Here is a 26,189-nt window from a genome sequence, read left to right as displayed (position 1 = left end):
AATTAAAGCGTTAATAGCTCCTTTATATTTCAGTTTTTATTTAATGATTCATTTTCAGCTAATGATGCTTTGGCTTGCTTTTGTATATATTGAGCGCGATGCTCCCAATCGGTCCTATTTGCATAATTTATTACATAATCTGTATGAGAAATCACTTTATTCCACATACCAAGCTTTTGGTAAATAGTTGATAGTTCAAAATGTGCCGAAACAGTTTGAAAATTCATTTCATTATCATGGAGTAAATATAATTCATATAATCGTGCAGATTCTTTTAAATCCTTTTTTACGAAGTGGCCACTTCGGTATATCCAAGCAAGTTTTTTTAAAGCACTATACTCGTTATTTGCAATACGAGAATTAATTTCCTCTAAATAACGAGACCCATCTCCAGTGTGCACGCCTATGTAATACAAAGCCTCCCAATCACCAAGACTATATGCTTTTTCACACCATGCTTCTAATTGATCAGGTGCATGCATTAAGCTCTTTTCGCATTGCTTAGCGGCTTTCTCTACAGTTAGGTTAGGGGAGTTAATATCTATACTAGGAAAAAGTGATGCTCTCAAAACCGAAGGAAATACAAAACACCAAGTAAAGATAATTATTGATATTATTTTTACCATTGTAGTGAACCATCACTATTCACACGCTTTTCAGGTATATGCACTTGAAAAGATTTAACGGATGATTCGTACGGGTAGCCTTCTCGATAAAAATAGCGTTCTTTTAAGAATTCATCCTGATTAGAGTCACCTGAGCAGCGTCTATCACTTATGCAACTTAACCCTCCGATAAAGTCGATAAAGCGTACATTGAAAATATTGTGATCTTTAAGAAATACATCAACACCAGGCTGGTCTGCTGCATTTAGTACAGCATGAAAGCGATGCATAAAAGCAACAACCCTATTCTGACTTGAACGGTTTAATATAGTAGCTAAATTAACTGCCCAAAGTGCGTTTCTATAAGTATGAGTATCAAAGCAATCGCCTCCTATACCCTTCTCTGAAGAGCATACACTATCCATTATATCCATTGTTTCAACTAACACGTCCAGCGCGACTATTTTCATTCCAATATCGCGCGCAGCCTTAACAAGTTCACCATAAGCATGAGGTGTTAAATAGCCATGGGTCCAATACTTATTAAAATACTGCTGTATAACATTAAAGCCTTTACCTGTGCGCTGATAAAAGTCTATTTTTTCCTGCATAGCTCTTGGTAGCATTTCGATTGCAAAATGCGTGAAACCAGCAGCTTTTAGCTGTTTGATTGCCTTTATTGCTTCATACTTATAACCAGCAGTGCTATGACTCGATTCACCAAGTATCACTAAGCGCGCATTACCGGCCATTGTTTTATAATTTACATCCGTGTTTATCTTATTCACTGTATTTCCTTATGTTTTAAAACTTAGTCGGTTAATTACACTCATACTCTATATTTAAATGTTTGCTAACTACAAGCCATGAAGCTAACTCAAGGTTTACTCGGGCTCTAAAAAATAAATTTAGTAGTCAATACCCTATATGATGAAATTTTTATAGTAGCTATAAGTCCCCCAATATTGGGATAGGTGTCACTGTAATTTTCCGGATAGGTGTCACTGTAATTTTCCTTTGTGGATTTGATAGTTAATTGTTCATTGCTACGACAGCATCTTCTTTTAGTGCTTTAGCTAAGGTATCAGAGCCATCGCCTAACTTTTGATCTATCACATATTGTGCATTAATAATAACATTTGGCCAATCTTCAAGCTTTGTATAGATTTTTGCTAAATCGTAATGAATCGACCTTAACAGAATTGGATAGGGCTCTTTTGCTTGGGTCAGAAAAAGCTCATATAAACGGGCGGCTTCTTTTAAATCTTTCTCAATAAACAAACCTCCGTCATAAAGCCACGCAAGCTTGCGAATAGCCAAATTTTCATTTTTCAACACGCGACGTTTTACTTCATTTACATAACGTGAACCGTCTCCTGTATGATAACCAATATAAAGTAATGCTTCCCAGGCTCCCATTTCATAAGCTTTTTCACACCAGCTTTCAAGCATCCTAGGCGCGTACATCAAGCTTTTTTGGCATTGCTGCATAGCTGTACTTTTTGATAGCTTGGGATTATTTATATCAAGGTCTGGCCATAAATTTTTTGATAAAGATTTGGCCTGAACTTGAACAATGACTGTGCTATAAACAAAAAGAGCTAAAAATATTTTTTTTACCATTTTAGTGTTCCATCTGCATTAACTCTTTTCTCAGGAATATGGACTTGAAACGTTATAACTGAAGATTTATAAGGGAAGCCTTTACGATAAAAGTATTGCTGCTTGAGTGTATTTATTTCAGTAGAGTCACCTTCACAACGCCTTTGAGATAGACAAGCAATGCCACCTATAAAATCTATAAATCGAATACTGTTGATCCCCTTTTTTTGCATAAGAGTATCAAGACCAGGCTCATAATCTGCAGCTTGTACAGCATGCCATCGGTGCATAAAAGCAACTACACGATGCTTTTCCGACTCATTTAAGATTTCAACGATGTTGTCAGCCCAAATACCATTGCGACGAGTATGTGTATTAGAGCACTTTTTATCTATATACTGATCATAAACACACTCTTTATCCATTATCTCCATCATTTCTTGTGAAATATCTAAGGCTATAATTTTTAAGCCAATATCTCGAGCTGCTTTTGCTAATTCTCCATAAGCTTTAGGAACTAGATATCCCCAAGCCCAATTTTCATCAAAATATTGCTGAATTTCTTTGAAACCTTTACCTGTTCGTTGATAAAACTCTATTTTTTCTTGCATTGAATGTGGCAGCATTTCAATTGCAAAATGCGTAAAACCTGCAGCTTTTAACTGTTTGATCGCCTTAATTGCTTCATACTTATAACCAGCAGTGATATGGCTTGATTCGCCAAGCATAACTAAGCGCGCATTACCGGCCATTGTTTTATAATTGACATCCGTGTTTATTTTATTCATTACCTATCCTTGTTTTTTAAAACTTAGTCGATTAATTAAATCCATACTCTATATTTAAATGTCTTCTAACTACGAGCAGTGAAGCTAGATCAAAGTTTACTCAAGCCCTGAAAAGTAAGCTTAACAACAAATACCAATACCAATACCAATACATGATGGGGTCACTGTAATTTGTTATTTGCAATGAGGTTTGTGTTATTTTTCGTTTCAATCATTTAAAGCGGCAATTAAATAAAACACCCTCGATTTAAAGTGGATATTTTATTTAGCTGCTGATCGCTTATTTACTTTAAACTTGACGTAATTAGAACTGCTTAATTAGCGTATATGGCGCATCAGCGGCTAGCCGTGTTACCACATAACCATAAGTAGAGCCGTAACTCCCCTCTTCAACACTATTATCCATATACAACACCATATCTTCTATGCCGTCGTTGTTATAATCGCCTTTAGCCATAACAGTTAGCTTTTGAATACCGCCGCTGTTGTCGTAATAAATAGCTTGGTCCTTATTTAATGACTGCACTTCTTTAACACGGCTCATTTCTTCCCAGCTACTTGCACTTGCTAAGCGGCGCTCATCGTCATTTGAAATAATTAAAGCGAGCTCTGGAGGCATTTGTTTTGGTAGTGCTGAACCATGTTCAAAATCAGTCAAAAAACTAGCATCAGAAGCGTTCAACTCCCCCATATGTGACCATATTAAACACACTTTATTCATAGCTTTTATAACGCCCTGCTCTCGATAACTAAATGCGTTAAAACCTTCATCCAAAGCATTAAATAAAGTATTACAGCTAGTAACTACTTTATTAGGGTTACCGTCTTTAAGAAGACTTTCTTCAAAATACCACTTTTTATAAATTAGAGTCTTAACCTGTTCCTGCTGCTCTAATGCCATAGCCTCTGTAAAGTATCTATTGGTTTTATTTTCCGAGCTATATGTCGGAGTTATTTTGTTTTTGTCTATTTCTGCACATGCTGTACTTGAGATACTAATACATGCAAGTAAAATTAATTTCTTTATCATTTTGCATTCACCAGTAAATTGCGGACATAAGTATTGCGCTCAGCCGATACATCTTTTCTATTTGATTCAATAGCCGCCTTTTTAAAATCATGGACTTTCATATGCTTGTTAAAATTAGGGAAAGTGTCTTTAAGTTTTGTCATCCCTAAATTAAATATTAAATCAAACAGGGCTAACTTAACATCATCTGGGTAACTTGAAAATTCAGATGCGCCATATATACGTTTAAGCTCACTTTCAAACGTTTTAATATGCTGATCAATTTGAGCGTTTGCTACAGCTTCAGTAATTATTAACTTAGTAAAAGGTTTGAAACGACCAAAGCCTTCATCCTTACCAAACGGTCTTGATTTAATTAGTTTAAATTCATCTTCAATTTGCTTCGTTGATGCAATAATTCCCGTATCTCGAACGGTGAAAGGAACTTTTTTTGCAGCCTCAACATCTTTTAATAAATGACCTACGCCAACGGTTACATAGCCTTTTGTATCTAAATACATATGAGGAACATTACCTTCATATTTCACCATACTTTGTTTTAGTTTCGTTTTTAAATTGCCAGATATTGGTATAACCGCAACCGCTGCAGCACTCGCTAGCTTTTCATTAATTTTTTTATGAGTGCGCCCATTTGGATCTATTTTTCCATCTGGACGTACCATATTTACCACTTTGCTTTGAAACAACTTAATAGCCGCTACGGTTTTAGAGTTCTCAGGACGTGAGCCTAAACGACCGTCTACAGTAAGTTTTCTAGTAGGTGCTATAAGGGAAAGAAGTGAATTTAAAGCAGTTTGTACTGCTTTTACATCGTCTGGCTTATTTGCGTCGACAATCCCTACGGATTGGATTAATTTCATTGCTGGCATCGAAGAGTCCTTTTCTTTAGTATTATGTTGCTTAAGTGCAGCGTGTTAGTAGTAAATTAACACCCATTAATTAAAGTGGGTGTCTTAATTATTTTTCTTTTTAAATAACACTCCTTAACTCCGCCCCATAATTTCATTGCGCGACTTAAATACTCGTCACCCCACCTTTCTTTAAATTGCTTGCTGGGGTTGTTTTTTAGCGTAGATGAAACAACGTCTTGAAGTGTTAAATTTGTGATATTTATACATACCATAATGAACAGCTAATTTTCAGGTGACTTGCAATACAAATTTTCTAGGGCTGCAATCAGCGACCGATCCGGCACTAAGGAATGTACCGAAACTAGATGCTGAATAGATGAGTCCACAATAAAATTTATTTCTCCATTGGGTATTCTGTACTCATACTTGGATATGACTTTATTTTCCTCATGTAATAAAAAATTTTTTTCATTACATATAGGGCAAATTGCTATATGGCGCCTTTTATTAATTACCTCTGTCTTACCTAGAGCATCCAAAAACCATTTCAAAAAAGCGTCTTTCTCTGAATTTGATTTAAACTCATTACTCATTAAATCTAAATTGATTTTACGATCATTTGGCTTACGTGAAATCATATTCCATACCTCATTTGAAAATCTAAACGGTATTATTTCACCAGTACAATGCCACTACATTTTGAATAAAACTTATAAATAAGTAATCCAATAAAGGGAATGCTATCTTTCTATTTGAAAAATTCTTTTCTTATAAAAATGTAATAGTTTCTATGGAAAAGGTAAAATATCTCCTGATTATTTTAATTACCAAACCTCAACACTATAAATCTACTTCAATTATATTTTGTAAATTTGGGGTCGATTCTAAAAATAACTTCCATTCAAGAAGGGCCTTTTTCAGCTGTTGCGTAGTTAAAATTTGAAAGTAGCTATCATCAAGTAAAGCATAAACTTGTGCGTTCTCAATAGTAAATTCAGCTCCCCATCTTTCGCGATCCCAGTCAAGAACAGCAAATTCACTAGTTAAAACAGAGTTTATTCTTTTTATACCTTCATCAACCCAAGCAATAGTATCATTGTATGGTAATCCACCGTCATCCATGAGAAGACTAGATAGGATACTTTTACCATCGTTATTTTCTGTGATTGAAGAGCAAACTGGATAAATAGAATCAACGTCTTTTTTCCAAGAAAAACTTATTTTCATAATTAAACCTTAATATAATGGATAAACAGTAGTTTTTGGTTCTAACCACCCTTTTACTTTAATTCCGCTGGGCGTTGTTCCTGTCCACATTTCACCATCGATAACTTTATTTTTATAAGCAATATCAACTTCTACTTTGATCCTATCAGCAGTCCATGAATCTGGAAACATTGTAGATACCCCCCCACCATTTGTTTTAGCTAGATATTGACCTTCATTAGAAGGGTCAAGTACTTCTATTTCTGCTTTATATACACCATGTTCATTTGGAACTGACTTAGTCCCTGATATTACTCGAATACTCCCATTGCAAACCGAATGTCCACCCACGACTTGAATTCTTGACCCTTTACGCTTAACTTCAGCATTTAAAATATGCCCATCAAAGTCTATAGGAGCAGTTATATTAGCAACCGCTTTTGATGCATTGATATTCATATCAATATTAGTGCGTTCTAAATCACTTATGCTTTCTGTCCCTGAACGCTCATTAAAGTTCCTTTTTTCTGCATCGCCTTCTTCAGTTAATGCATCCCATTTATCACCATTCAACTGTGAATACTGTCCTGACTCTTCTTTAAATATGCCTTCTTCATCATGAATAACATTCGAATTTTCATGCCCATCAATGTAAGTACAAGCAGCCCAGTGGTATTCACCCATATTCTCAGCGAGCAGTTCAGATATATGCTTACTTTCAGTAACCTGAATTGAATTAGATGATATATTCAAACTTCCACAATTTGGATGCAGCATAAACAACTAAACTAGACAGCCACTCTAATTTAGAGTGGCAAAGCTGTGTCTAGATTTACTTTTTTAGGTCAATAATTAATGTTTTACGACTACGTTACTTTTATTTCATCCAGTAAATCAGCAATCATCACTCTTAAACCTAAATTACACGCATGATAATGACTGCATGATGCAGTTTTAACTTTTCTACTGAGTAATTTAAGGTTTATGCTAATAGCTTTTCACAATTACTTATATTAGCTCGCCGTTTTCTGCTTAAGTTTTCACAATAACTTGCTTGTGAGGTCGGCCTGCCTACTGCGCCGTGAAATACGCGTGTAAATTGTGTGGTGAGTTTCAACCAGTTTTCAGAGGAAATATTGACTCTTTCGAGTAAGGGTAACTGTATACTCTCAATATACCCTCGTTTGTCTTCTCGTATACAACGCCCTGTTAACTCAACAAGTTCAAGGTACGATTTAAGCTCAAAGGGTAGCCCTTTTGGCATGATTTGACGTGGCATGCCTGCAAAGCGGAGTAATTGTTTTGGCTGCTTGCCTTCTTTTGCGCATATTAACCGTACTTGAGCACTGGTATGGTCTGATTCTTCTGGTGTCTTTGCCATTTTGGCTCTGATGGGGTTTAAATCTACATACGCCATGCAGGCCGCCAATGCAGCTTCATCCAATAATGCTTGTGATGTAAAACGTCCCTCCCAAAACCTGCCAGTGCAGTTATCTTCTTTATTTGCTCTGCGGGCTATGTTTTCATTTAACAACCGCATAAACCAGCTAATACTTGATAGGCGTTCTCGATATTCCTTTACTGTTTGATTAAAAAAGATAAGCTCAGCTTTACTTAGCTTTTCACCTTGTATGTATTTTTGCGTGAGTACAGTGCCTTTACAAAGTTTATGCCAGCGAATAACAATTGCTTTGTCATTCAGCCGATTCGCTTTTTTATCATCAACATACAGGACTAAATGGGTGTGGTTACTCATAACAGCATAAGCACAGACGTCAATACAAAATATCTTGGCTAACTCTAGCAGTTTGTCTTCAACCCACCCTCTGCGGTGCTCGTAAGATTGACCAGTAAAATGGTCTTCACCGCACAAAAAAGCACGCCGAACACAACGTGATATACAGTGGTAGTACTTTGTATCAACCAAACTTACTTGACGCTTTCTTGCGATTGCCATAAGACACTCTGCTTGTTTTCACACTGATGAAAGCCTAGTACTTAGTTCGCCAAACTGCAAAAATTAGAGTGGGTGTCTAGTTTATTCACTACTGGGTGAAATTGATTTGGCAGGTTGATATACCAGGTATATTCACCGTGCTGGCATTCGCCAATTAGCTGGTCGTTATCCCAAATGTAGTCAATTTTACCGTGCTCGGTGTGCTTGGCGATACGACGACCTAATGGGTCGTAGTCGTATTGCGTGAGCGTGCCGTTATTGTTAAAACAGCTTAACTGGTTAAACGCGTTGTATTCGCGGCGGGTTTTAATGCCTTTGCCGGTTTCGCGTATTTGGTTACCAAACTCGTCGTAGTAAAAGTCGCTGTCGCCAAAGTGTGTTAGGCGGTCGGCGTTGGTGGCACTGTTTATTATAGTGTTGTTAGTGCTTTCATTGTTTACTACTGAGTCAGCGTTGCTACTATTTTTGCTACTACTTTCACTACTATTTGGTGCTAACTCATTGTATTCGCTATGGGTGGCGCGTGTTAAATTAATAGAAGAGCTGGCATTAGTATACTCGTTACTGGCTGCATCATGTTCTATACCCTGCTCGCCTGTATCACTAGTGTCTGTACCGCTAATGCCCGCATCGTTTGTGTTTGATTGAACAGTCTGGCTTTGCGGGTTACCAAAGCTATCCCACTGGTAATGTGTGGTTGTATCAACACGTGAGCTTGCCAGTGTTTGTTGTATTAACTGCCCCAAGCTGTTGTATTCAAAATTGATATTTTTGCTGCTTACACCTTCGTTTTTACGGGCAATCAGCTGGTTTACGCTGTCGTAGTTGTACGTACAGGTATCGAATAGTGCTTGTGCTGGGTGTGTAAGCTGTTGATGTGTTAAACGGTTAAATACATCAAACTGTTGATTGAGGGTAATACTGTTACCAAACTGCTGGGTTTTAATATTACCTTGGCTGTCGTAGCTTAATGTTACAAGCGGCTTTGCTGCGCTAGCTGAATCATTCGCTTCGCTATTGGCTTGGTGTAAATGAATAGCCGACTTCGCTTTTTGGTGGTAACACGATTATTTAGCGTGAATATTTTCTTAGCTGTCACAATTTAGCGCTGTTTGGCGGGTATAAACGATAAGGGCTTAGGCTAAAAACCTAAGCCCTTACAACATCCATGTTGTTAAAGAGCATATTCGTAATATAGATTTACAATGACTGCATTATATTATTTCGTTACTTTTTTAGTGTTATATTGTTTTATTACAACGTGTTACCAGTAAGTTAACACCTACTATTTAAGTGGGTGTCTAGTTTATTTTCTTATTAAATAAAAAGAGAGCAACATAAAGGCTGTATTGATAACTGTAGCAATGTAATAACCATTACCTTCTAAAATTATAAAAGTCGGTAAGCAAATCACAACTAAAAATAAAGCATAGAATTTTAATATCTTTGCGCAAAAAAAAGAGCCTTGGCTTACCTTAAAATTTATAAGACAAAACGCTATCCCAGTAGAAAATAAAATGCCTAACAGCCACTCAGGATCTGTATCAAAGTATTGCGTTAACACTATTTAAAGTGGGTGTCTTTGTTATTTTCCTGCCTAAAATATTATGGTCAACCAATTCACTAACCCTAAGTGTTAGATTACAACATTAACCACTCTTTAAAACATTTATTGCACACCCCTCCACCTTCTAATAATGGTAGTAAAAGTGAGTCGCTATACTGCTCGTCAGACTCACCATATAAACTAACAACATCTAAACCAACAAAAGGAGATGGAAGCTCACTTTTTGCCAAAAAGTAAGTTACAGAGTCAAAAAGTACATCACCATCATAGAAATCTAATTTTAATTTCACATAATCAATTTTTTCACCAGCTAATACAGCTTGTTGTAAAAGTTTCGAAACGTATGGATTTCCACCTGCTTCACCATGTTTCTTACAATAAATTAGAGCCATTAAAGAATCCTAATCAGTTGATAATCTTCCAAAGTCGTTATCTTTGAAGAGCTTGTAGTAACCTCTTCGTGTTTTTTCATACTGAGGACCTTCCCCAGCAGATAAAATATCAGCAACATGGGATAAACAGCTATTTGTATATACATGATAGGCTCCCAACTCTTGTCTTATCATATTTTTCTGAACTAAAATTGCAGCTTCAGCATCTGGCAGCGGTATTCTAGCCTCATGAGCTAGCTCCCCCTTTCCATTAAAGGAGCCTGCTCGGATAATAGTTGTTTCGCTCCAATCTTCAGCAGTTATAACCTGATGTGTTGCGTAACTTAGGTCATCATGAAAAACTTCTATTGTAAAATGCCCCTCTTGATGCCCATTTACAAACTGCCTCACAATTGCATAACCCTCTTTACAACTCAACCCAAACGGATCTACCCAATTAACTGGATTTGGCGCATATTGGTAGTGGTTTATCCCACCTACTAAGCCTATCGGATCTTGGTTTATAAAGCGTTGTTGTTTGGGGCTGTAGTAGCGGTAGCGGTTGTAATGCAGGCCACTCTCTTCATCTAAATATTGCCCTTGAAAACGAATTGGCTGAGTGAAGCTGCTTTCTTTATTAAAGTCGGACTCGGCTTCTGGCTCCTCATAGCCATATACATCGGCTTGGTTTTCCCATACGACTTCTGCTTTGTTATTGGTTACAAAACGCGGGGTGTTAAGTTGGTCTAGGTGATAGTAATACACCTCGCCTTTTTTAATAAGCGCTACTGGGTGAAATTGATTCGGGAGGTTGATATACCACGTATATTCACCGTGCTGGCATTCGCCAATTAACTGGTCGTTATCCCAAATGTAGTCAATTTTACCGTGCTCGGTGTGCTTAGCGATACGACGACCTAATGGGTCGTAATCGTATTGAGTAAGCGTGCCGTTGTTGTTAAAACAGCTTAATTGATTAAACGCGTTATACTCACGGCGGGTTTTAATGCCTTTGCCGGTTTCGCGTATTTGGTTACCGAACTCATCGTAGTAAAAGTCGCTGTCGCCAAATTGTGTTAGGCGGTCTGCGTCGGTGGCACTGTTTATCGTGGTGTTGTTAGTGCCTTCATTGTTTATTACTGAGTCAGCGTTGCTACTATTTACACTACTATTTACACTACTATTTAGCGCTAGCTCATTGTATTCGCTATGCGTGGCGTGTGTTAAATCAATAGAAGAGCTGGCTGCATCATGTTTTGTACCCAGCTCGCCTGTATCACTAGCTTCTGTACCGCTACTGTCTGTATCGCTTTTGCTTGATTTTACTGTTTGGCTTTGCGGGTTACCAAAACTATCCCACTTATAATGCGTAGTTGTATCAGCACGTGAGCTTGCCAGTGTTTGTTGTATTAACTGCCCGAGGCTGTTGTATTCAAAATTGATATTTTTGCTGCTTACACCTTCGTTTTTACGGGCAATCAGCTGGTTTACGCTGTCATAATTATATGTACAGGTATCAAATAATGCTTGCGCTGGGTGTGTAAGCTGCTGCTGCGTTAAACGGTTGAATACATCAAACTGTTGGGTGAGCGTAATGCTGTTACCAAACTGCTGGGTTTTAATATTACCTTGGCTGTCGTAGCTTAATGTTACAAGCGGCTTTGCAAGTTCAACCTCTTTGCTGTTGGTTTGGAGTAAGTTAATACCCCTTAGTTGACCAAACTGGTTGTAGCTGTATTTAAGCGTGGTTGAATCTGGCAGGGTCTGGGTTTGCCTTCTGCCGTATTCGTCGTAGCTATATTTTAAAATATGTGCTTGTTGCTGGTTATTAACTTGCTCGGCGCACAGTAGCCTGCCGCCTTTATCAAACTGCTGCTTTAAAGTTGATTGCGCATTATGTGCACGCGCTATTTTACCTTGCTTTGTGTAGCTGTAGTAATTGGCGTTATTAACGATATGTGAGTCACTGGCAAGGCTTGCATGCTGCGCAGTTACACGGCCTAGGCTGTCGCGCTCTATTTTTACGTGGCGTTTGTTGCTTTGCGTTACTGAGGCTAGGCGGTTACAGGCATCATATTTATACTGCTGTAGCGTGCCATCAAACCCGGTTATTTGTGTTGGGTTTTCGTTAGCGTCGTAACTTATGCGGTATACGTGGCCGTCGCTTCGCTCAATGGCCGTTAAGTTTCGCTCTTTGTCGTAGGTTAAATGCAGTGCGCTGCCGTCGGGCTGAATGACACAATGCGGCTGGCTTAGTCCTTCAAAGTGTTGCTCTGTGGTATCGCCTTTGCTGTTTTTCGAGCTAATTAATCGCCCTGCTTCGTCGTAACTAAAATATTGATGCTGTTTATTTTCAGGCTCTTTTTCATCAAAGGCAATTGTTTGTGTAAGCTGGCCGTGCTCATTGTACTTATATTGAGTGAGTAAACCTGCGTTATTAAGTGTGGCATTTACGCGGCCTAGACTGTCGTAGCTGTAACGTATTAGCTCATCGTTGTGGTGTTTTGCTAGCAGCTCACCTTGCTCGTTCCAAATAAACTTAGTGATTTGGCCGTTTTTATTTATATGCTGAGTTAACTGGCCGAGCTTATCGTAGCTGTATAATGTGGTGCGGCCATCGCCAAAGGTTTCGCTTTGTAATAAGCCAGCCACACTGTATTTGCGCGTAATGGTTTGGCCATCAGGTAAGGTAGTTAATACACGTTGCCCAAGCTGGTTGTAGGCAAAATGCGTTTGGCTACCATCTGGCTGCGTTAGTGTTTCTAATTGGCCGAAAGGTGTATAGCTATAACGTGTTGTACTGCTATCTGGCTTTATTTCACTGAGCTTTTGGCCTTGTGCATTGTATGTATATTGCCAAACATTGCCGTTAGGATCGGTATGCTTTACCAGTTTACCTTGTGCGTTATGTACAAAGTGCTCTTTATGACCGCGTGAATCTATACAGGTTGTTTCACCAGCCTCTAAGTTATATTCAAACTGGTAAGTATAGGTGTTGTTATCGCCCCACTGCTTTATACATTTAGCGCTGGGTGAGTAGCTATCCCACTCAAAATGGTGGCTAAAGCCACTGGCTCGGGTACGCTTTGTTAATAAATTAGCGGCATTGTAGGCGTAACGCTCAGTTTCGTTTTGCTGATTAGTTGCTTGAATAAGGTTGTTGTTTTCGTCATATTCATAGCTTGCAAGTACAGGGTATATAAGCTGCTGTTTATTATTTTTATCTGTGTGGTAAGCCGCAATTTTACTTAGTAAACCCTGTTGGTTGTAACTAATAATACAGCCACGTGCTTTGTTTACTTCTATACGATTTATGCGCTCTTTAGCATCGTAATAAAAACCAATACTTTGGCCTTTTTCATTGATTATTTTTTCAAGTAACCATGAATTTTCACCGGCTTTAAAGGTCAAGTGTTGATCGTCTGGCGTAACGAGGACTTGCTTACCATTAGTTTGATAATGCAGTGCAAGGTTACTGCTTAACTGATAGCTCGATTGCCCAGGCTTTACTTTTTCAAAGCGGTGTTTAGCGCCGTGCTCATCTTGGTACTCTAACCAGTAAGTCCCTTTTTGCTTAGGGCCTACTTTTGGCGGCGGCAGGTAATGCTCAGTAAGGCTTGCCAGAAAATCGTGGCGCCAACCATTTCCCATAACACTGCACACATCGGTATGGGATGAGCGGTACAAACGTCGCCATATTAATTGGCGACTGCCTGCTAAAGTAAAATCAATTAGCGGCAGTATTTCTTCACCCGATAGCATTGAAACCGGATCTGAACGGCATTCTTGCTCAGTAATGGGTGTTTCACTTGGCGTCGAATCGCTTGCCCCCCCCGTCTTTGTTACCGGTGCTTGCGCGGCACTTTTTCCTGACGCGGGTGACTCGCCCTTTTTAGCTGATTTTTTACCTGCTGAGCCAGCATTTGTATTATCGCTGACTTGAATAGCCGACTTTGCTTTTTGGTGATAGCAACTCACAGTACCTGCAACTAACGCTTGCGAAAGTACACTGGCAGTTTCACGTGCTGTGGCACTACGAGGACATTTCACACCGGCAGTGTTGAGCAAGTTAATTACGTCGAGACGTTTAGTTGCATCGCTCGTTAATGTACTGCCAACTTGAGCAATTTGCTTTTTAGCACTTTCAGGCGTGTTAGCTACTACAGGAGCATAACCAGATGGCGTTTGACCTTTACCAGCAACGAGGCAAATAGGGTAACTTTTTCCTTGTAAAACAACTGTATTACTTTGCATTAGTTGTGTGCTTCCTCACTTATCCATAAGTATGATGCTACTGCTTGGTGCTTTGCTTGTTCTTGCGAAATCATAAGAGCGTGTTTGCAATGATTTTCAATAACGGGACTCGTTGTTAATTGATATAAATTAACAACGCCTTCCAGCGCACCAATTTGGCCTAACTTATAATTAGGCAGCTCATAATGTGTCTGCTCATTAATTAACGCACTGAGCAGCTGTAAATCGTTTAACCACACTTCACTGTCGTGGTTAATGCCATTTCCTGGCGCAAAAATAATATCAATAGACTGCTGAGCTTGCTCAGCCACTCGAGTAAACATACCGTTTAATTGATTATGTTTAACAAAATCAATTGAGGGTGTTATTTCGTAGTTTACTTGCGACCACCCAGTTTTTTTTGCCCCAAGTGTTGCAAATGCTCCGCCAACACCTTGGTAGCTGTATTGCCCTGATGCATCAGCTTTAAAAGTTGCATCAAGCGCAATTATATTTACTTTTTTCCAATGATTTTTTTTAGTTAAAGCAACTACGACATGTGCACTCGTTACACCATAAAATAATAAGTGTTCAACATGATCTGGGTATAACTGCTTTAAACTGCTTTCAAGTAATTGCTTAAGCTCACTTTGATAAGATAATGCAGGCAAAAGCCAAACAAGCGGCGTATTAAAGTCTTCTACTTTATTAATTAGCTCTTTCGATTTTACGATGCAATCGTAAATACATACATCCCACGACTGCCATTTTTTCCCTTCTAGGGCGGCAGTCACATCACCATATAGTAATTCATCTACACTTGTCGTCGCAGGCATTGATAAATAATCTATTGATACGCTAAAAGCACTCATAACAATGTTCCTGAGTTTTCTTTTCTAGCGGCAACAGACTGATAATAAGTATATAGATTAAATACCGCTTGGCTTTGACAATCCATTGCTGACATCTCTATCGCATTTAATGGCTCATTTAATGTTCTGCCTGCAAGTAACCTCAGCGAAGACATCTGGCTTTCATAGCTTGGCCAGTTAGCCTGTAACTGCCGCTGAAAATCTAAACAGGCTTGTTCATTACCATTTCTCGCTTGCATTTGTGTTTCAAAGTTTACGAGTACATCTAATTTTTCACCAAGAATACGTTTAATCAAGGCAACTATTTGCTCTGGCTTTTTTACTTGATGCAGCACCGTATTAGCAAGCGGGATAAGCTTTACAAACCCACTTTGTAGTAATACTTGCAAAGTATGATCAACAGATACAATGTTGCTTGCATAGTTACTAACAACATTAACTTGTTCAAGACTTAGCGATAGTAAAAAAAGAGACATTAACGGTGAGTTAACAAGTCCATTTTTGGTTAAATTATCAAAAATATTTATTAGTTCTTTGGTATTCGATTTACTTGTGACGAATAAAATCTCTTCAATTGCACTCAAAGCTTGGTCTGAAATTTTATCCTCAGTGCTATAAGCTAAAAACAAAGTGCTTATATCAATTAAAGGCACAAGGTTGAGGCTGTGTTGCTGTAATAAAACTTTACGTATAATTAACTTTGCAACCGCGTGTAACTCAGGCTCGTTAAGCACACAGTTGATAAACTTAATATTTACGGTTTGAGGAAGGTTTGCCATTATTTCTATACAAGCTTGAGAAATAGAATTATGGGTCTGTCCACTTTCCTGAAATACAATTAGCTGCTCTAAATTTGGCTTAACAAATACTTGGCTTAAGTTATTACGTTTAGCATTTAACCAACATAACTCTAGTAGCCTTTTTTTGAGTGTTTTAACATGCCCTACAGAAGTAAACGGGCAAAGCTGCGCATTACTAATTACCAGCAATTGAGCTTCATAGTTACTTAAGTAATTAGATAGCAACGTTAGCCACCTATTAATACAGTCGGATTACCAACAACAATTTTTCCACCATGGGAGCTATCATCACCCATTCTTGCGGCTGGTTTTCCATTAATTTTAACTGAGCCAGATCCTGACTTAATGCTATCGGGTGGACCAATACATACCATCATGTCGCCTTTGCGAGCTGCGGGCATACTTCCAATTAATACATTGCTAGAGCCTAGAACAACAGGACCACCAACATGCGGAACTGTGCCGGTAGTTTTAGGACATACATGCATATGACCAATTGTAGCTGCTGGCTTACCCATTTAGACTCCTTGTCTTATTACTGATTTTTAAGTAATTCTATTATTCGTATAAAGGAATAATTAATAATTTATTATGTGCAACTAAGCGAGATAATTCATCAATTAGTTCACTTTTAGTATAATCCGAAAGCGCCACAGGGCTTTGCATTACATACTGATATAAGCCTGATACAACATCCTCACTATTTAACGAGGTATGTAAGTATACAAAAAACTGTTGTGCATAGTAGCCATCCATTGCCTTTAAATGACTTAATGCAGGATTTAGCAATGGATCATCAGGCCTATTAACTGGTAAACAAATCAAATGAGGCAACCCATAACGACAATATACAACATGCCCATTGTTATTAATGCCATTTCTCAAACCTGTTTGAAAACTATTTATTATTTCCATAATTGCATTAATTTAATTTAATTAAACCGGCAGATAAAGTAATGGCACTGCCATCCACTTTTATATTACTACCTTTAATATTTATATTAGTGCCTTCAATAGTTATATTACCACTGCTACTCATTTTAATCTGAGCAGATCCTGTTTTAATAATAATTTCATCACCGGCTTCGATATTTAATTTTTTTCCTACTTTTAAAGTATCATTCTCACCTATATCAGCAATATGGTTTTTAGCTACTTTTAAGCTGTCATTGTTAGCTATATCTACTTTTCGATCGTTACCAATTTCAACATTATGGTCGTTATCGGTTTTATCATTTTGATCGTTTTTAACATATAGTTGTTTATCTTTTTCAGCTTGTATGTATAAAAGCTCACTGCCTTTTTTATCTTCAAAACGCAGCTCATTGAAGTTATCAGCGCCACCTTCTTTTGTTGAGCGTGTTTTAATCCCACTTTGTGTTTTTTCAGCGGGTAATGCATACGGAGGCATTAAATCAGCGTTATAAATTGCGCCGCTAATAATAGGTTGATCTGGGTCACCATTTATAAAATCAACAAGTACTTCTTGCCCTACACGAGGAAAGAAAAAGGCGCCCCACTTTTTACCAGCCCAATTTTGAGCAACACGTATCCAACATGAACTTTTCGAATCTTTTTTGCCTTCTCGGTCCCAGTCAAACTGCACTTTAACGCGACCAAATTGATCAATCATTATTTCGTCAGCACTGTCGCCAGTCACTATTGCCGTTTGCACACCATTGATTACAGGCTTCTTTTTATTAATTTGTGCTCTGTATGGTATTTCTTTTGGTACACATTCAAAGTGATTTGAGTAAACCTCGTCTGCCGCGCTTTGCTGACCACCTGATTGATTAGGCACCGTTATTGACGTCATCATTGACGTTATAACAAAGGTTTTTCCTTCTAATCTAGGATCTTCATGTTTTTTAAAACCAAATAATTTACCCACGGTAAAAGAACGACAATCACTTTTACCGCTTGATAATTTCATGTCTCTTTGCAATGACTCTAACTGTACCGATGCCATACTTGCTGCACGAGGGTGACATTCAGACTCACCTGTATATTCGAATATTTCTGATACCGATTGTGTTGGCAACTCAGGATTTGCTTGCTCTCCATCAGGGTATCTTGAGGGTTGCTTAAAATCGTACCCAACACGTTTAAAGCTACCAGGGGCAATGCTTAAACCACCTTGCCAGCGTGATACATGCGACTCGCTAAGGTGTCCGGTTGAATAAACTACCTTTGCCTCTCCACACACTTCGTAGGCTGTAACATCGTCAGCTAATACAAGTGTATGATTGCTGTTTGAGTGTTCAAAGAAGTAAAAAATGCCCTCGTGTTGAAGTAAGCGTTGTATAAAATCAAAATCTGATTCTTGATATTGAACACAATATTCGTATTTAGGGTAGGTTTTGCTTGTTTTGTCTGAAAAGGCAACACCGTGTTGGCCAAACAAATCTGCAAAAATATCTTTAATTGTTTTCTTTTGAAAAATACGACTATTTTTACGGTTGCGCATTGACGCCGCAAAAGGAACTATTGTCGCTTGATAGTCAATATAATTTTTTTGTTCATCGACATCCGCTGTACGGCTGCCATTTGAAACAAGATGACTGACTATGCCATGGTAATAACGTTCGCCGCCACCCTCAGCATTTTTTACTTTTATAGAAACAGGCTTACCAACTAAGTCTTCATGTGCTATTTGCTTGCCAATCGTATACATATTAGCTGACATAACAAATAAGTCAGACATTGCCTCTTGGGCGACAAAACGAGTTAAATAGAGGGCGTCTTTACCAGCAGGGGTGCTAATTTGAATTACGTTTTTATCTTGTGTTGCTTTTTGCATTCCTTGCTTTTCCCATCCTAGAGATCAAAAAAAGCTCTGAGCAAAGCCCAGAGCCATTATTAGACAACAAATATTACATTTGTTGACCTTTAACACCGCTGTAACCATATACAAGTGGCGCAGTAATGTTATTTTTGTCGTCTGTAGGTGTAACAGTCATCATCATTTCAGTGTAGCTGATAGTGATTGTTTCAATTGGACGATCGTTCTGTACTGATACTGAATAGCTAGAAATCATTGCATCTGTTAGTTCGATTTTCATGATTTCTTCAACTTTATCACCTTGTTTAGTGATATGGAAAATAGCTGGTAAACCTTTACCAATAGTTGCTTCTTTGAAAAGGTCAGGAGACGCTTTATCTTGAAGTTTAGTAATTGTTACATCGCCTAAACGAGTAGAGCTAGATTCACGATCCATCGCTGTACCAGTGGCTGAGCTAATTTCACGGCTTACGTTCCAATCAAGTGATAAAACTGTAATTAAATCTTTGAAAGACTCAGCAGTAGTTTCGCCTTTGATTGAACCGTATTTTAAATATGTATTTGCTTGCATTTGATAATGCTCCTTTTAATTAAACAATGTTATCCATTAATACTGGATTATTTACTTTGGTTTCCCAAAATTCCTTTGAAATCATTATCTTTATAACAGCAATGAAAAGGTCTTCAGAATTCCTTTCCCTAGATGAAGACAATGTCTCAAAAATTCCATGTAGTTACCTAAGACACCAAAATTATAATGCCCTAAAACTAAAGAAACAACCTTATTACTCAGTTATATTAAAAATAAATTTAATTTAATTCAATTTCAAATTCATTATCTTTAATTAACAACAATATACTACTAACTTTGTTGCCATCTACCATACTAGATAATAAAACTTCAGATAATAAAGGTAATACTTTATTTTGCAAAATCGTATGTATATTCCTTGCACCCGACCCTGCATTTTGACAATTAGCAATAATATACTCAACAACATCACTTTTATAAGTGAGTTTTGCGTCATAATTCTTTTTAACTCTTTTAATTATTTTATCTATTTGAATCCCTGCGATTTCAGTCAGTATATTATCACTCAATGGAATATAAGGAATTACGTTAATCCGTCCTAAAAATGCAGGTTTAAATGAACCTAATAAATCGTCTTGTAATGCTTTTAATAAACCTTTTATACTTGGTTTACTCTCTTCATCTTCAAATAAGCTCATTGTGGTATCTGTGCCCACATTTGAAGTCATAATAATAATTGTATTTTTAAAATCGATGTCACGCCCTTCACCATCTTTAATTGTACCTTTATCAAACACTTGATAAAAAATATCTTGAACACCTGGGTGCGCTTTTTCCATTTCATCTAACAGCACAACACTGTAGGGCTTCCTTCTTACTGCTTCGGTTAAAATACCGCCTTCGCCATATCCGACATAACCAGGAGGTGAGCCGAGCAATAAAGACACCTTATGCTCTTCTTTAAATTCAGACATATTAATAATGGTGACATTTTCTTCACTGCCATACACTTCTTGGGCAAGTGATAAGGCTGTTTCTGTTTTACCAACACCACTTGGGCCAGCGAGCATGAAAATACCATTTGGTCGACTTTCATCGGCTAGTTGAGCACGAGACGTTTGTACAACCTTAGCGATTAAATCAAGTGCATGATCTTGTCCTACTACACGCTCTTTCATTTGGCTTGCTAGGTTTAAAATGCCATGAATTTCATCTTCATGCATTTTCCCTACAGGTATTCCCGTCCAATCAGAGATAACCTGTGCAATCAACTCTTCATCCACTTGCCAATGCACCATGTTATGCTCGTATGAGGCAAGTTTATGTTTACTTTCTTTTAACCTTTCAAGCATCTGTGCTGAAGATTCATCCTCTTCGGAGTTTATTGATTCGAGTGCTTTGTTGAGATCTGTAACAATCTCTTTTTCTAATTTAAATTGCTCATTTAATGGCTCAAGTTGCTTTTCAATATCAACTAACTCAGCTTTTAGCGTATCTAATTGTTCTGAGTGATCTAACCCCGTTTTTTGTTCGCGGTTTAGCATCTGTACTTGCGTTTCAATCTCACTTAATCTATTGACAAGTTGCTCTATATTACTGGGGGTCGATGCTTGGCTCATGGCAACACGCGCACAAGCAGTGTCGAGCAATGCAACCGCTTTATCTGGCAATTGTCTTGCTGTTATATAGCGATGAGATAAGTGAACAGCGCTCTCTAATGCTTGCTCAGAAATAAATACTTTGTGATGGCGTTCCATTACAGGCACTAATCCGCGTAACATAGCCACTGCTTTTTCTGGTGTTGGCTCTTCAACTTTAACAACCTGAAAACGGCGAGTTAATGCGGCATCTTTTTCAAAAAACTTTTTATACTCAGCCCATGTTGTCGCAGCGATTGTACGTAATTCACCTCGAGCGAGTGCTGGTTTTAATAAATTTGCAGCATCATTTTGACCAGCGGTACCACCACTCCCTATCATAGTGTGCGCTTCATCAATAAAAAGAATTACTGGATTAATCGCATTTTTCACTTCATTAATTAAAGATTTTAAGCGATTTTCAAATTCACCTTTCATACCAGCCCCAGCTTGAAGCAAAGCTAAGTCTAAGCTATGAATTTTCACATTCTGTAACACTGCGGGTACATCTTTTTGTGCGATTCTAAGTGCAAGTCCCTCTACAACAGCCGTTTTACCAACACCGGCCTCACCGGTAAGAATAGGGTTATTCTGTCTACGCCTTGTTAAAATATCGACCATTTGACGAATTTCAAAATCTCTTCCTAAAATAGGATCAATTTTTCCTTCCAGTGCTTGCGCCGTTAAATCAACAGTAAACTGGTCAAGGCTAGGGGTTTTAGAACTTAAGTTTGTTTGTGCAGTTGCACTTTGTACCGAATGGTTTCGCTCTTCTGATTGGGCAACTATTTCTGGCCAGGCATGCAAGAGTTGCCCAGGTTCAATTTTATTAAATAACTTACTGCAACGAGTCACTAAGCTCGAAAGTGTATCGTCTTTAGTGAGTGTATAAAGAACATAAGCACTGCGAATTTGGTTATCTGTAAATTCTATACTTGTGCTTAACCACGATTGCTTTAATAAGCTAGTCACATGAACGGATAAACTAGGTGAAGACTCACTACCTGTTTTTAATGATTCAAGCGACTGATTTAAGTCTTGTTGAACTCTATCAATATCAATATCGAATGAGCCAAATATAAGCCTAACGTCATCTAATTTTTGTTCAATCATAGCAAGTAACCAATGCTCTAATTCAACAGTAAAATGACTACGGCTATTACAAATTGCAACAGCAGCTTCTAGGCTCTTTCTACAGTCGGGACTCAATTTTTCAACGAGCTTATTCAGTGTCATCGAAGACATACACTATTCCTTTTAATTTTAATTATCCTTTAAACGATAACTTAGTAGGTTTATTTTTAAATGTGTTTTTACCGGCGCCTAAAAAACTATTAGCGCCTAGTTGACAATTATTTTTAGAAAGCGATACCGCCTCTAACTCATGAAAATCAGATTCAATAATTAACCGAAATTGAACTGAATTTCCGACATAATCTTTTATAATTTTATTGCTAAGCTCAAACAAAGACCCTTTAGGTAATAACGATTTAGCTTTCGAGGGGTCATCTGAAGAAATATGAATTTCAATGCTTGATGAAACATCCCATATTTGCTTACCAATCACAGTGTCAACACCTAAGCGTGCATGTTGCCCTTCAAAGAGTGCCTGACTAGCTAGGCGTGTTTGCTCTTGAGGCTTAAGATCATGCCACTGGCCAATCATTTGTTTAATCGCAACATCACACCCTAAATAAGAAGTAAGAATGCTTTTTAGATCCGATGCATTTCTTATCTTTCGGCTATATAAACCAGAAAAATGAAGTTGATGTTCGTTGTAACCTCCACTTAACAAACCTAAAATTTGTGTGTATGGGTCTTTATTCTTATCTTTATTTATATGATTCAGTGATGGTTTATATTTTTTCCAAGCTCTGTAATACAAAGAAATTAGGCGATGATTAAACATGTCGTAAAAATCACGCATAGTGGTGTCTTTATATCTCAGGCGTTGCATAACCAATTCACTGTAAAATTGTGGTAGCGCACCTGAGCAACCTGTTAAGCCCATAAAAGATACCTGCATATTTACTTTATGGAGGCCATCTTCAAAACTTGTTTCCTCTAATTTTGTAATCGCGTTACCTGGGTAACCAAACTTTTGAGTTGCCGTAAATTTAATAAGCTCGTGCTTTGGGTTACTATCGTAGCCTACGTGACGGTGCTCTAAGCCATCCTTTTTAAGCTGGTTTTCTATTATGAAAACGGCTTTATAAAAGTCTATTTGCGATGCTTGAGAAATAATATGCTTAATCATAAAAGAGGACTATCACCCACTCTAGCTGGCCACTGATAATATATTTGTTCTTGCTCTTTTAATCTGAGGCTAACACGCGTAAAGCTGTTAATTGCAGCAAATTGTGCAAAAAAATGGTCTAAAATAGAGGCAAAGAAAAACATGCCGCTGCCAGAAAAGTCATCATTAGCAAAGGTAATTTCAATATCACTACCCGTTGCAAAACTCACCCTACCACTTTGTACTACTCGTGCAGTTGAAGAGGTAACTAATACTCTGTAGATATTGTCAATCATGCCTTTTGTCTGCGGTGAAGCTCTAAAATCATAAAGACGAAGGACTTCTTTTAATTTGACACATGCATCATCACCACTAAAAGCATCTAGTGTTAAATGATTAACTAATTGCCACCTTGTTGCGTCAGCTAAAATTGGCCTAACTGCATGCGTAAAAGGGATTAAACAGCGGATTTTTTTAATTACATCACCACGTTCAGGCATAAGTAGCCCAAGCTCATCATCGCCAAAAGGCATACTTGCAGGTAAATTTCGGTTACTGCAATTTGCACGAACAGTTAATACAGTATTTCCCTCACCGTATTCCATTGCACTGTTTTCAAACGTCGCATCTACAAGTGATAAAAATGTCTCAGTTCCTGATTCAACATAACCACCGGCCCAAGATGCAGTTTCTCTTCGTATGTGCCAGAACAAGTCTTCATGCCCCTGGTATTTAGGGTGCGTTTGTCCGTAAAAAGGGGATACAATCTGCTTATTCCCTTTATGATCAAAAGCAATTACTTCACAAAGGCCAATCACCTCAGATATTTCTGAGTCCATATAGCGGGGTGTTAATTTATACTCGTATTCACTTATTTCTGGTCGTATTGGCTCTAGCTCTTGCTCAAATAGATTAATAATTGGCGTACAACCAAGTAAAAACATATTTTTATCAACTTGTTTTTCAAGCTCAGCTGATTCTGTATCTAAGTAAAAATACAAAGTACATTGATTAGACTTTTTAGGCAGTGACGACTTAATTCCTTGTAACTCAAAAAATCTAAACTTCTCTGGGAAAGTAAAATTTTCAACTAATAAACGATAACCGGAAGAAGAGCGCTGTGAATAAGGAACAACGGCTTCGTTTGCGTCGAAACCAACAGCTTTAAGTTGATCTTTTGATACGTACTTAATCCCTTCTTCGCCATTATCAATCGCAACTCCAATACAATGCTTAAAAAGTAATTCATACACTTTTAACGTATGGTGCCATTGACCATTGATGAATATACGTAGTTTCTCAAGTCCTGTTTCTGCCAGCGACACACCTTTGTATTCACCAGTTAACTCAAGTTTAAATATTGATTTTGCTTTTTCATGCCACCTCGGTTTAGGCGCAACAAATGGGCTGTTGTCAAACTGAGCGCTTGTTATTTCTATAGGCCATAAGTAAGTTTCATAGCAGGTTTGAAACTTACATTGCTTCATAGATTCAACATTTGTTTCTACTTCACTCGCTCTAGGGATCACAATACCCGTGGTAGATAGGTTTTCGGCTTCTAACTTAACTATCGACATTGATGGTATTGGTGCTTGATAGTCTGGCAGCATCTGACCCAGTAAGGCATCCGTTAGTTCAGGGAAACTATCGTCTAACTTTTGTCTAATATTGGCGGTTAAAAAAGCAAAGGATTCTATTAGTCTCGATACATGAGGGTCTTCAATATGATCTTCACTAAGCTTTAATCGCCCCGCAACCTTAGGATATTTATCAGCAAAGTCTTTACCTAAATGGCGCACAAATGCTAATTCACGATTATAATACTTTAATAATTCATCGTTCATAAAGATGCCTCAATAATTTTCATGCCTAAGTTAACTGGCTCAACTTCAGAATCAAAACTGATGAATTCAGGCTCGGGATCAGCATACAAAAGCGCATTTATTCGCAAATTAAGTACTCTATTAATTGGCACTTCTTCATCAGTAAACACCTCAACCTCAAGAAATCGTGGTTCAAATTTTAAAATCGTATCTCTGACCGTCTCACACAATAATGTTCGTCCTTCATGAGAGCTTACTGACATACTCGAAAAGTCAGGAAGCCCATATGATAAGCAAGATGTTGCTAATTCATCATATTGTGATGGCCATGTATGCCATTGAATTCGCGCATTAAGCAACGCTTCTATGTCTCTTCGCACATTTTTTCTGAGTTCACTAATCGTTATCCCTTCGGTGCGAGAAGGTGCATCTTGAAAGTCGGGCTCATCATCGATAAGTTTATCGATAATTGATGCTTGAAGCTGTTGCTTATGTTCAATCATGATTATTCAAATATAAATTAGGCAGTTTCGAGTGCGTTTATTTTTAAGTTAGGAATAGTGATTGCCTCGTCATTAACAAATAGCATTTTCATTCCTTTACCGATAATAAACTCGTCTTTAAGTTCTTCCCAATCAGACACTTGCCCTAACTTTTCAATGTCGCTGTTTGAATTTGCATAAACAAGCGGTAAATGAGCTGTACCTGATGGGCCATCTTTAATTGTTATTTCCACTCGTAACCAAATACTTTCAAGTAATGATTCATTAGGCTGTACTCTTAATGTTTCTATTTCATTAAAATTGGCTAAATAAAACTCGCCATTTGTACCTAACACTTCTAAATATGGGCCCAAGGTATCATCAAGATCTCGAATTCCAGTTGAATCATCTTGTGATATTGTAGCTCTAAGCGCTTCCATTTTTAGGGCTAACTCAGCGGCTTCATTAACTTCATTTTCGAGTAAAGCAACATGCATTTTTAAAAATAAAGTGTCGAGTTCATCTGCATCATGAAACAGTTTAGGAATTCCATTGCCTTGATAAAAATCAACTCTCGACTGCTGCGCACGAATTAAGTGACGAAGGTTGACCGCACCAACGGCAAATTCTGGGTTCTTTTGAACCATAAAATCTAATTGTTTATCTGCTTTTTCAAGTTCACCATTAATACAAAGTAGCTCTGCGTAAATACTTCTAATATCAAAGTTTAAAGGTTCATCTTGCAATTCTGTTGCGCAGCATGACAATGCATCAGTGAGTTTCCCCTCACGAATTAAGCTATGTATTTTTTTCAT

General features: G+C 37.8%; 24 protein-coding genes. All 24 read right to left on the bottom strand.

Annotation, left to right across the window (positions count from 1 at the left end; all coding sequences use genetic code 11):
* Positions 1–29: 29 nt before the first annotated feature.
* A complete protein-coding gene (locus AOR04_RS18875; RefSeq protein WP_096794310.1) occupies positions 30–626 on the bottom strand; it encodes a tetratricopeptide repeat protein in 597 nt (198 codons plus the stop codon).
* Complete coding sequence (locus AOR04_RS18870) at positions 620–1,393, bottom strand: ChaN family lipoprotein (protein WP_096794309.1); 774 nt, start codon at positions 1,391–1,393, stop codon at positions 620–622. The genes AOR04_RS18875 and AOR04_RS18870 overlap by 7 nt, the downstream gene beginning before the upstream one ends.
* A gap of 244 nt (positions 1,394–1,637) precedes the next feature.
* The gene (locus tag AOR04_RS18865) at positions 1,638–2,228 is read right to left on the bottom strand and encodes a hypothetical protein (RefSeq protein ID WP_232525566.1); all 591 of its coding nucleotides are present in this window, start codon (positions 2,226–2,228) and stop codon (positions 1,638–1,640) included.
* Positions 2,222–2,995: a ChaN family lipoprotein gene (locus AOR04_RS18860; RefSeq protein WP_096794308.1), complete on the bottom strand. Its 774-nt coding sequence runs from the start codon at positions 2,993–2,995 to the stop codon at positions 2,222–2,224. The genes AOR04_RS18865 and AOR04_RS18860 overlap by 7 nt, the downstream gene beginning before the upstream one ends.
* Before the next feature lie 304 nt (positions 2,996–3,299).
* Positions 3,300–4,025 carry a hypothetical protein gene (locus AOR04_RS18855; RefSeq protein ID WP_096794307.1) on the bottom strand — a complete coding sequence of 242 codons (726 nt, stop codon included), beginning with the start codon at positions 4,023–4,025 and terminating at the stop codon, positions 3,300–3,302.
* Positions 4,022–4,894 (bottom strand): hypothetical protein, encoded by an 873-nt coding sequence (locus tag AOR04_RS18850; RefSeq protein ID WP_096794306.1) that lies wholly within the window; start codon positions 4,892–4,894, stop codon positions 4,022–4,024. Before AOR04_RS18850 ends, AOR04_RS18855 begins: the two co-directional genes overlap by 4 nt.
* Positions 4,895–5,157: 263 nt before the next feature.
* On the bottom strand, positions 5,158–5,514 hold the full coding sequence (locus tag AOR04_RS18840; protein WP_096794304.1) for a hypothetical protein: 357 nt from the start codon (positions 5,512–5,514) through the stop codon (positions 5,158–5,160).
* Between the two features lie 202 nt (positions 5,515–5,716).
* Positions 5,717–6,103 carry a hypothetical protein gene (locus tag AOR04_RS18835; RefSeq protein WP_096794303.1) on the bottom strand — a complete coding sequence of 129 codons (387 nt, stop codon included), beginning with the start codon at positions 6,101–6,103 and terminating at the stop codon, positions 5,717–5,719.
* A gap of 9 nt (positions 6,104–6,112) precedes the next feature.
* Complete coding sequence (locus AOR04_RS18830; RefSeq protein WP_198403038.1) at positions 6,113–6,835, bottom strand: EndoU domain-containing protein; 723 nt, start codon at positions 6,833–6,835, stop codon at positions 6,113–6,115.
* A 229-nt stretch (positions 6,836–7,064) separates the two neighbouring features.
* Entirely contained in the window at positions 7,065–8,039 is a 975-nt protein-coding gene (locus AOR04_RS18825; RefSeq protein WP_096794301.1) for a transposase, read from the bottom strand.
* Between the two features lie 41 nt (positions 8,040–8,080).
* On the bottom strand, positions 8,081–8,785 hold the full coding sequence (locus AOR04_RS18820; RefSeq protein WP_232525565.1) for a hypothetical protein: 705 nt from the start codon (positions 8,783–8,785) through the stop codon (positions 8,081–8,083).
* Positions 8,786–9,680: 895 nt separating this feature from the next.
* Positions 9,681–9,998 (bottom strand): hypothetical protein, encoded by a 318-nt coding sequence (locus AOR04_RS18810; protein ID WP_096794299.1) that lies wholly within the window; start codon positions 9,996–9,998, stop codon positions 9,681–9,683.
* A gap of 9 nt (positions 9,999–10,007) precedes the next feature.
* Positions 10,008–14,231, bottom strand: a complete 4,224-nt coding sequence (locus tag AOR04_RS18805) for an RHS repeat-associated core domain-containing protein (RefSeq protein ID WP_232525564.1) — start codon at positions 14,229–14,231, stop codon at positions 10,008–10,010.
* The gene (locus tag AOR04_RS18800) at positions 14,231–15,082 is read right to left on the bottom strand and encodes a hypothetical protein (protein ID WP_096794298.1); all 852 of its coding nucleotides are present in this window, start codon (positions 15,080–15,082) and stop codon (positions 14,231–14,233) included. The genes AOR04_RS18805 and AOR04_RS18800 overlap by 1 nt, the downstream gene beginning before the upstream one ends.
* Positions 15,079–16,107, bottom strand: a complete 1,029-nt coding sequence (locus tag AOR04_RS18795) for a hypothetical protein (RefSeq protein ID WP_096794297.1) — start codon at positions 16,105–16,107, stop codon at positions 15,079–15,081. The genes AOR04_RS18800 and AOR04_RS18795 overlap by 4 nt, the downstream gene beginning before the upstream one ends.
* A 2-nt stretch (positions 16,108–16,109) precedes the next feature.
* A complete protein-coding gene (locus AOR04_RS18790) occupies positions 16,110–16,400 on the bottom strand; it encodes a PAAR domain-containing protein (protein ID WP_007377083.1) in 291 nt (96 codons plus the stop codon).
* A 40-nt stretch (positions 16,401–16,440) separates the two neighbouring features.
* Positions 16,441–16,797, bottom strand: coding sequence for a hypothetical protein (locus AOR04_RS18785; protein ID WP_007377084.1), 357 nt, complete (start codon positions 16,795–16,797; stop codon positions 16,441–16,443).
* A gap of 7 nt (positions 16,798–16,804) precedes the next feature.
* The gene (locus AOR04_RS18780) at positions 16,805–18,682 is read right to left on the bottom strand and encodes a type VI secretion system Vgr family protein (protein WP_096794296.1); all 1,878 of its coding nucleotides are present in this window, start codon (positions 18,680–18,682) and stop codon (positions 16,805–16,807) included.
* 73 nt (positions 18,683–18,755) lie between these two features.
* Positions 18,756–19,235, bottom strand: a complete 480-nt coding sequence (locus AOR04_RS18775; protein ID WP_007377086.1) for an Hcp family type VI secretion system effector — start codon at positions 19,233–19,235, stop codon at positions 18,756–18,758.
* A 239-nt stretch (positions 19,236–19,474) separates the two neighbouring features.
* Entirely contained in the window at positions 19,475–22,078 is a 2,604-nt protein-coding gene (gene tssH, locus AOR04_RS18770) for a type VI secretion system ATPase TssH (RefSeq protein ID WP_008137754.1), read from the bottom strand.
* Between the two features lie 22 nt (positions 22,079–22,100).
* Positions 22,101–23,090: a type VI secretion system baseplate subunit TssG gene (tssG, locus tag AOR04_RS18765; protein WP_033028453.1), complete on the bottom strand. Its 990-nt coding sequence runs from the start codon at positions 23,088–23,090 to the stop codon at positions 22,101–22,103.
* Positions 23,087–24,913, bottom strand: a complete 1,827-nt coding sequence (tssF, locus tag AOR04_RS18760; RefSeq protein ID WP_096794295.1) for a type VI secretion system baseplate subunit TssF — start codon at positions 24,911–24,913, stop codon at positions 23,087–23,089. Before tssF ends, tssG begins: the two co-directional genes overlap by 4 nt.
* On the bottom strand, positions 24,910–25,395 hold the full coding sequence (gene tssE, locus AOR04_RS18755) for a type VI secretion system baseplate subunit TssE (RefSeq protein WP_096794294.1): 486 nt from the start codon (positions 25,393–25,395) through the stop codon (positions 24,910–24,912). Before tssE ends, tssF begins: the two co-directional genes overlap by 4 nt.
* Positions 25,396–25,412: 17 nt before the next feature.
* Positions 25,413–26,189 carry a type VI secretion system accessory protein TagJ gene (locus AOR04_RS18750; RefSeq protein WP_007377091.1) on the bottom strand — a complete coding sequence of 259 codons (777 nt, stop codon included), beginning with the start codon at positions 26,187–26,189 and terminating at the stop codon, positions 25,413–25,415.

It is taken from the genome of Pseudoalteromonas sp. 1_2015MBL_MicDiv, assembly GCF_002407505.1.
In the GTDB taxonomy this organism is placed as follows: domain Bacteria; phylum Pseudomonadota; class Gammaproteobacteria; order Enterobacterales; family Alteromonadaceae; genus Pseudoalteromonas; species Pseudoalteromonas fuliginea.
The sequence above is the reverse complement of the archived record's forward strand: the minus strand, read 5'-3'. Positions and strand labels throughout refer to the sequence as shown.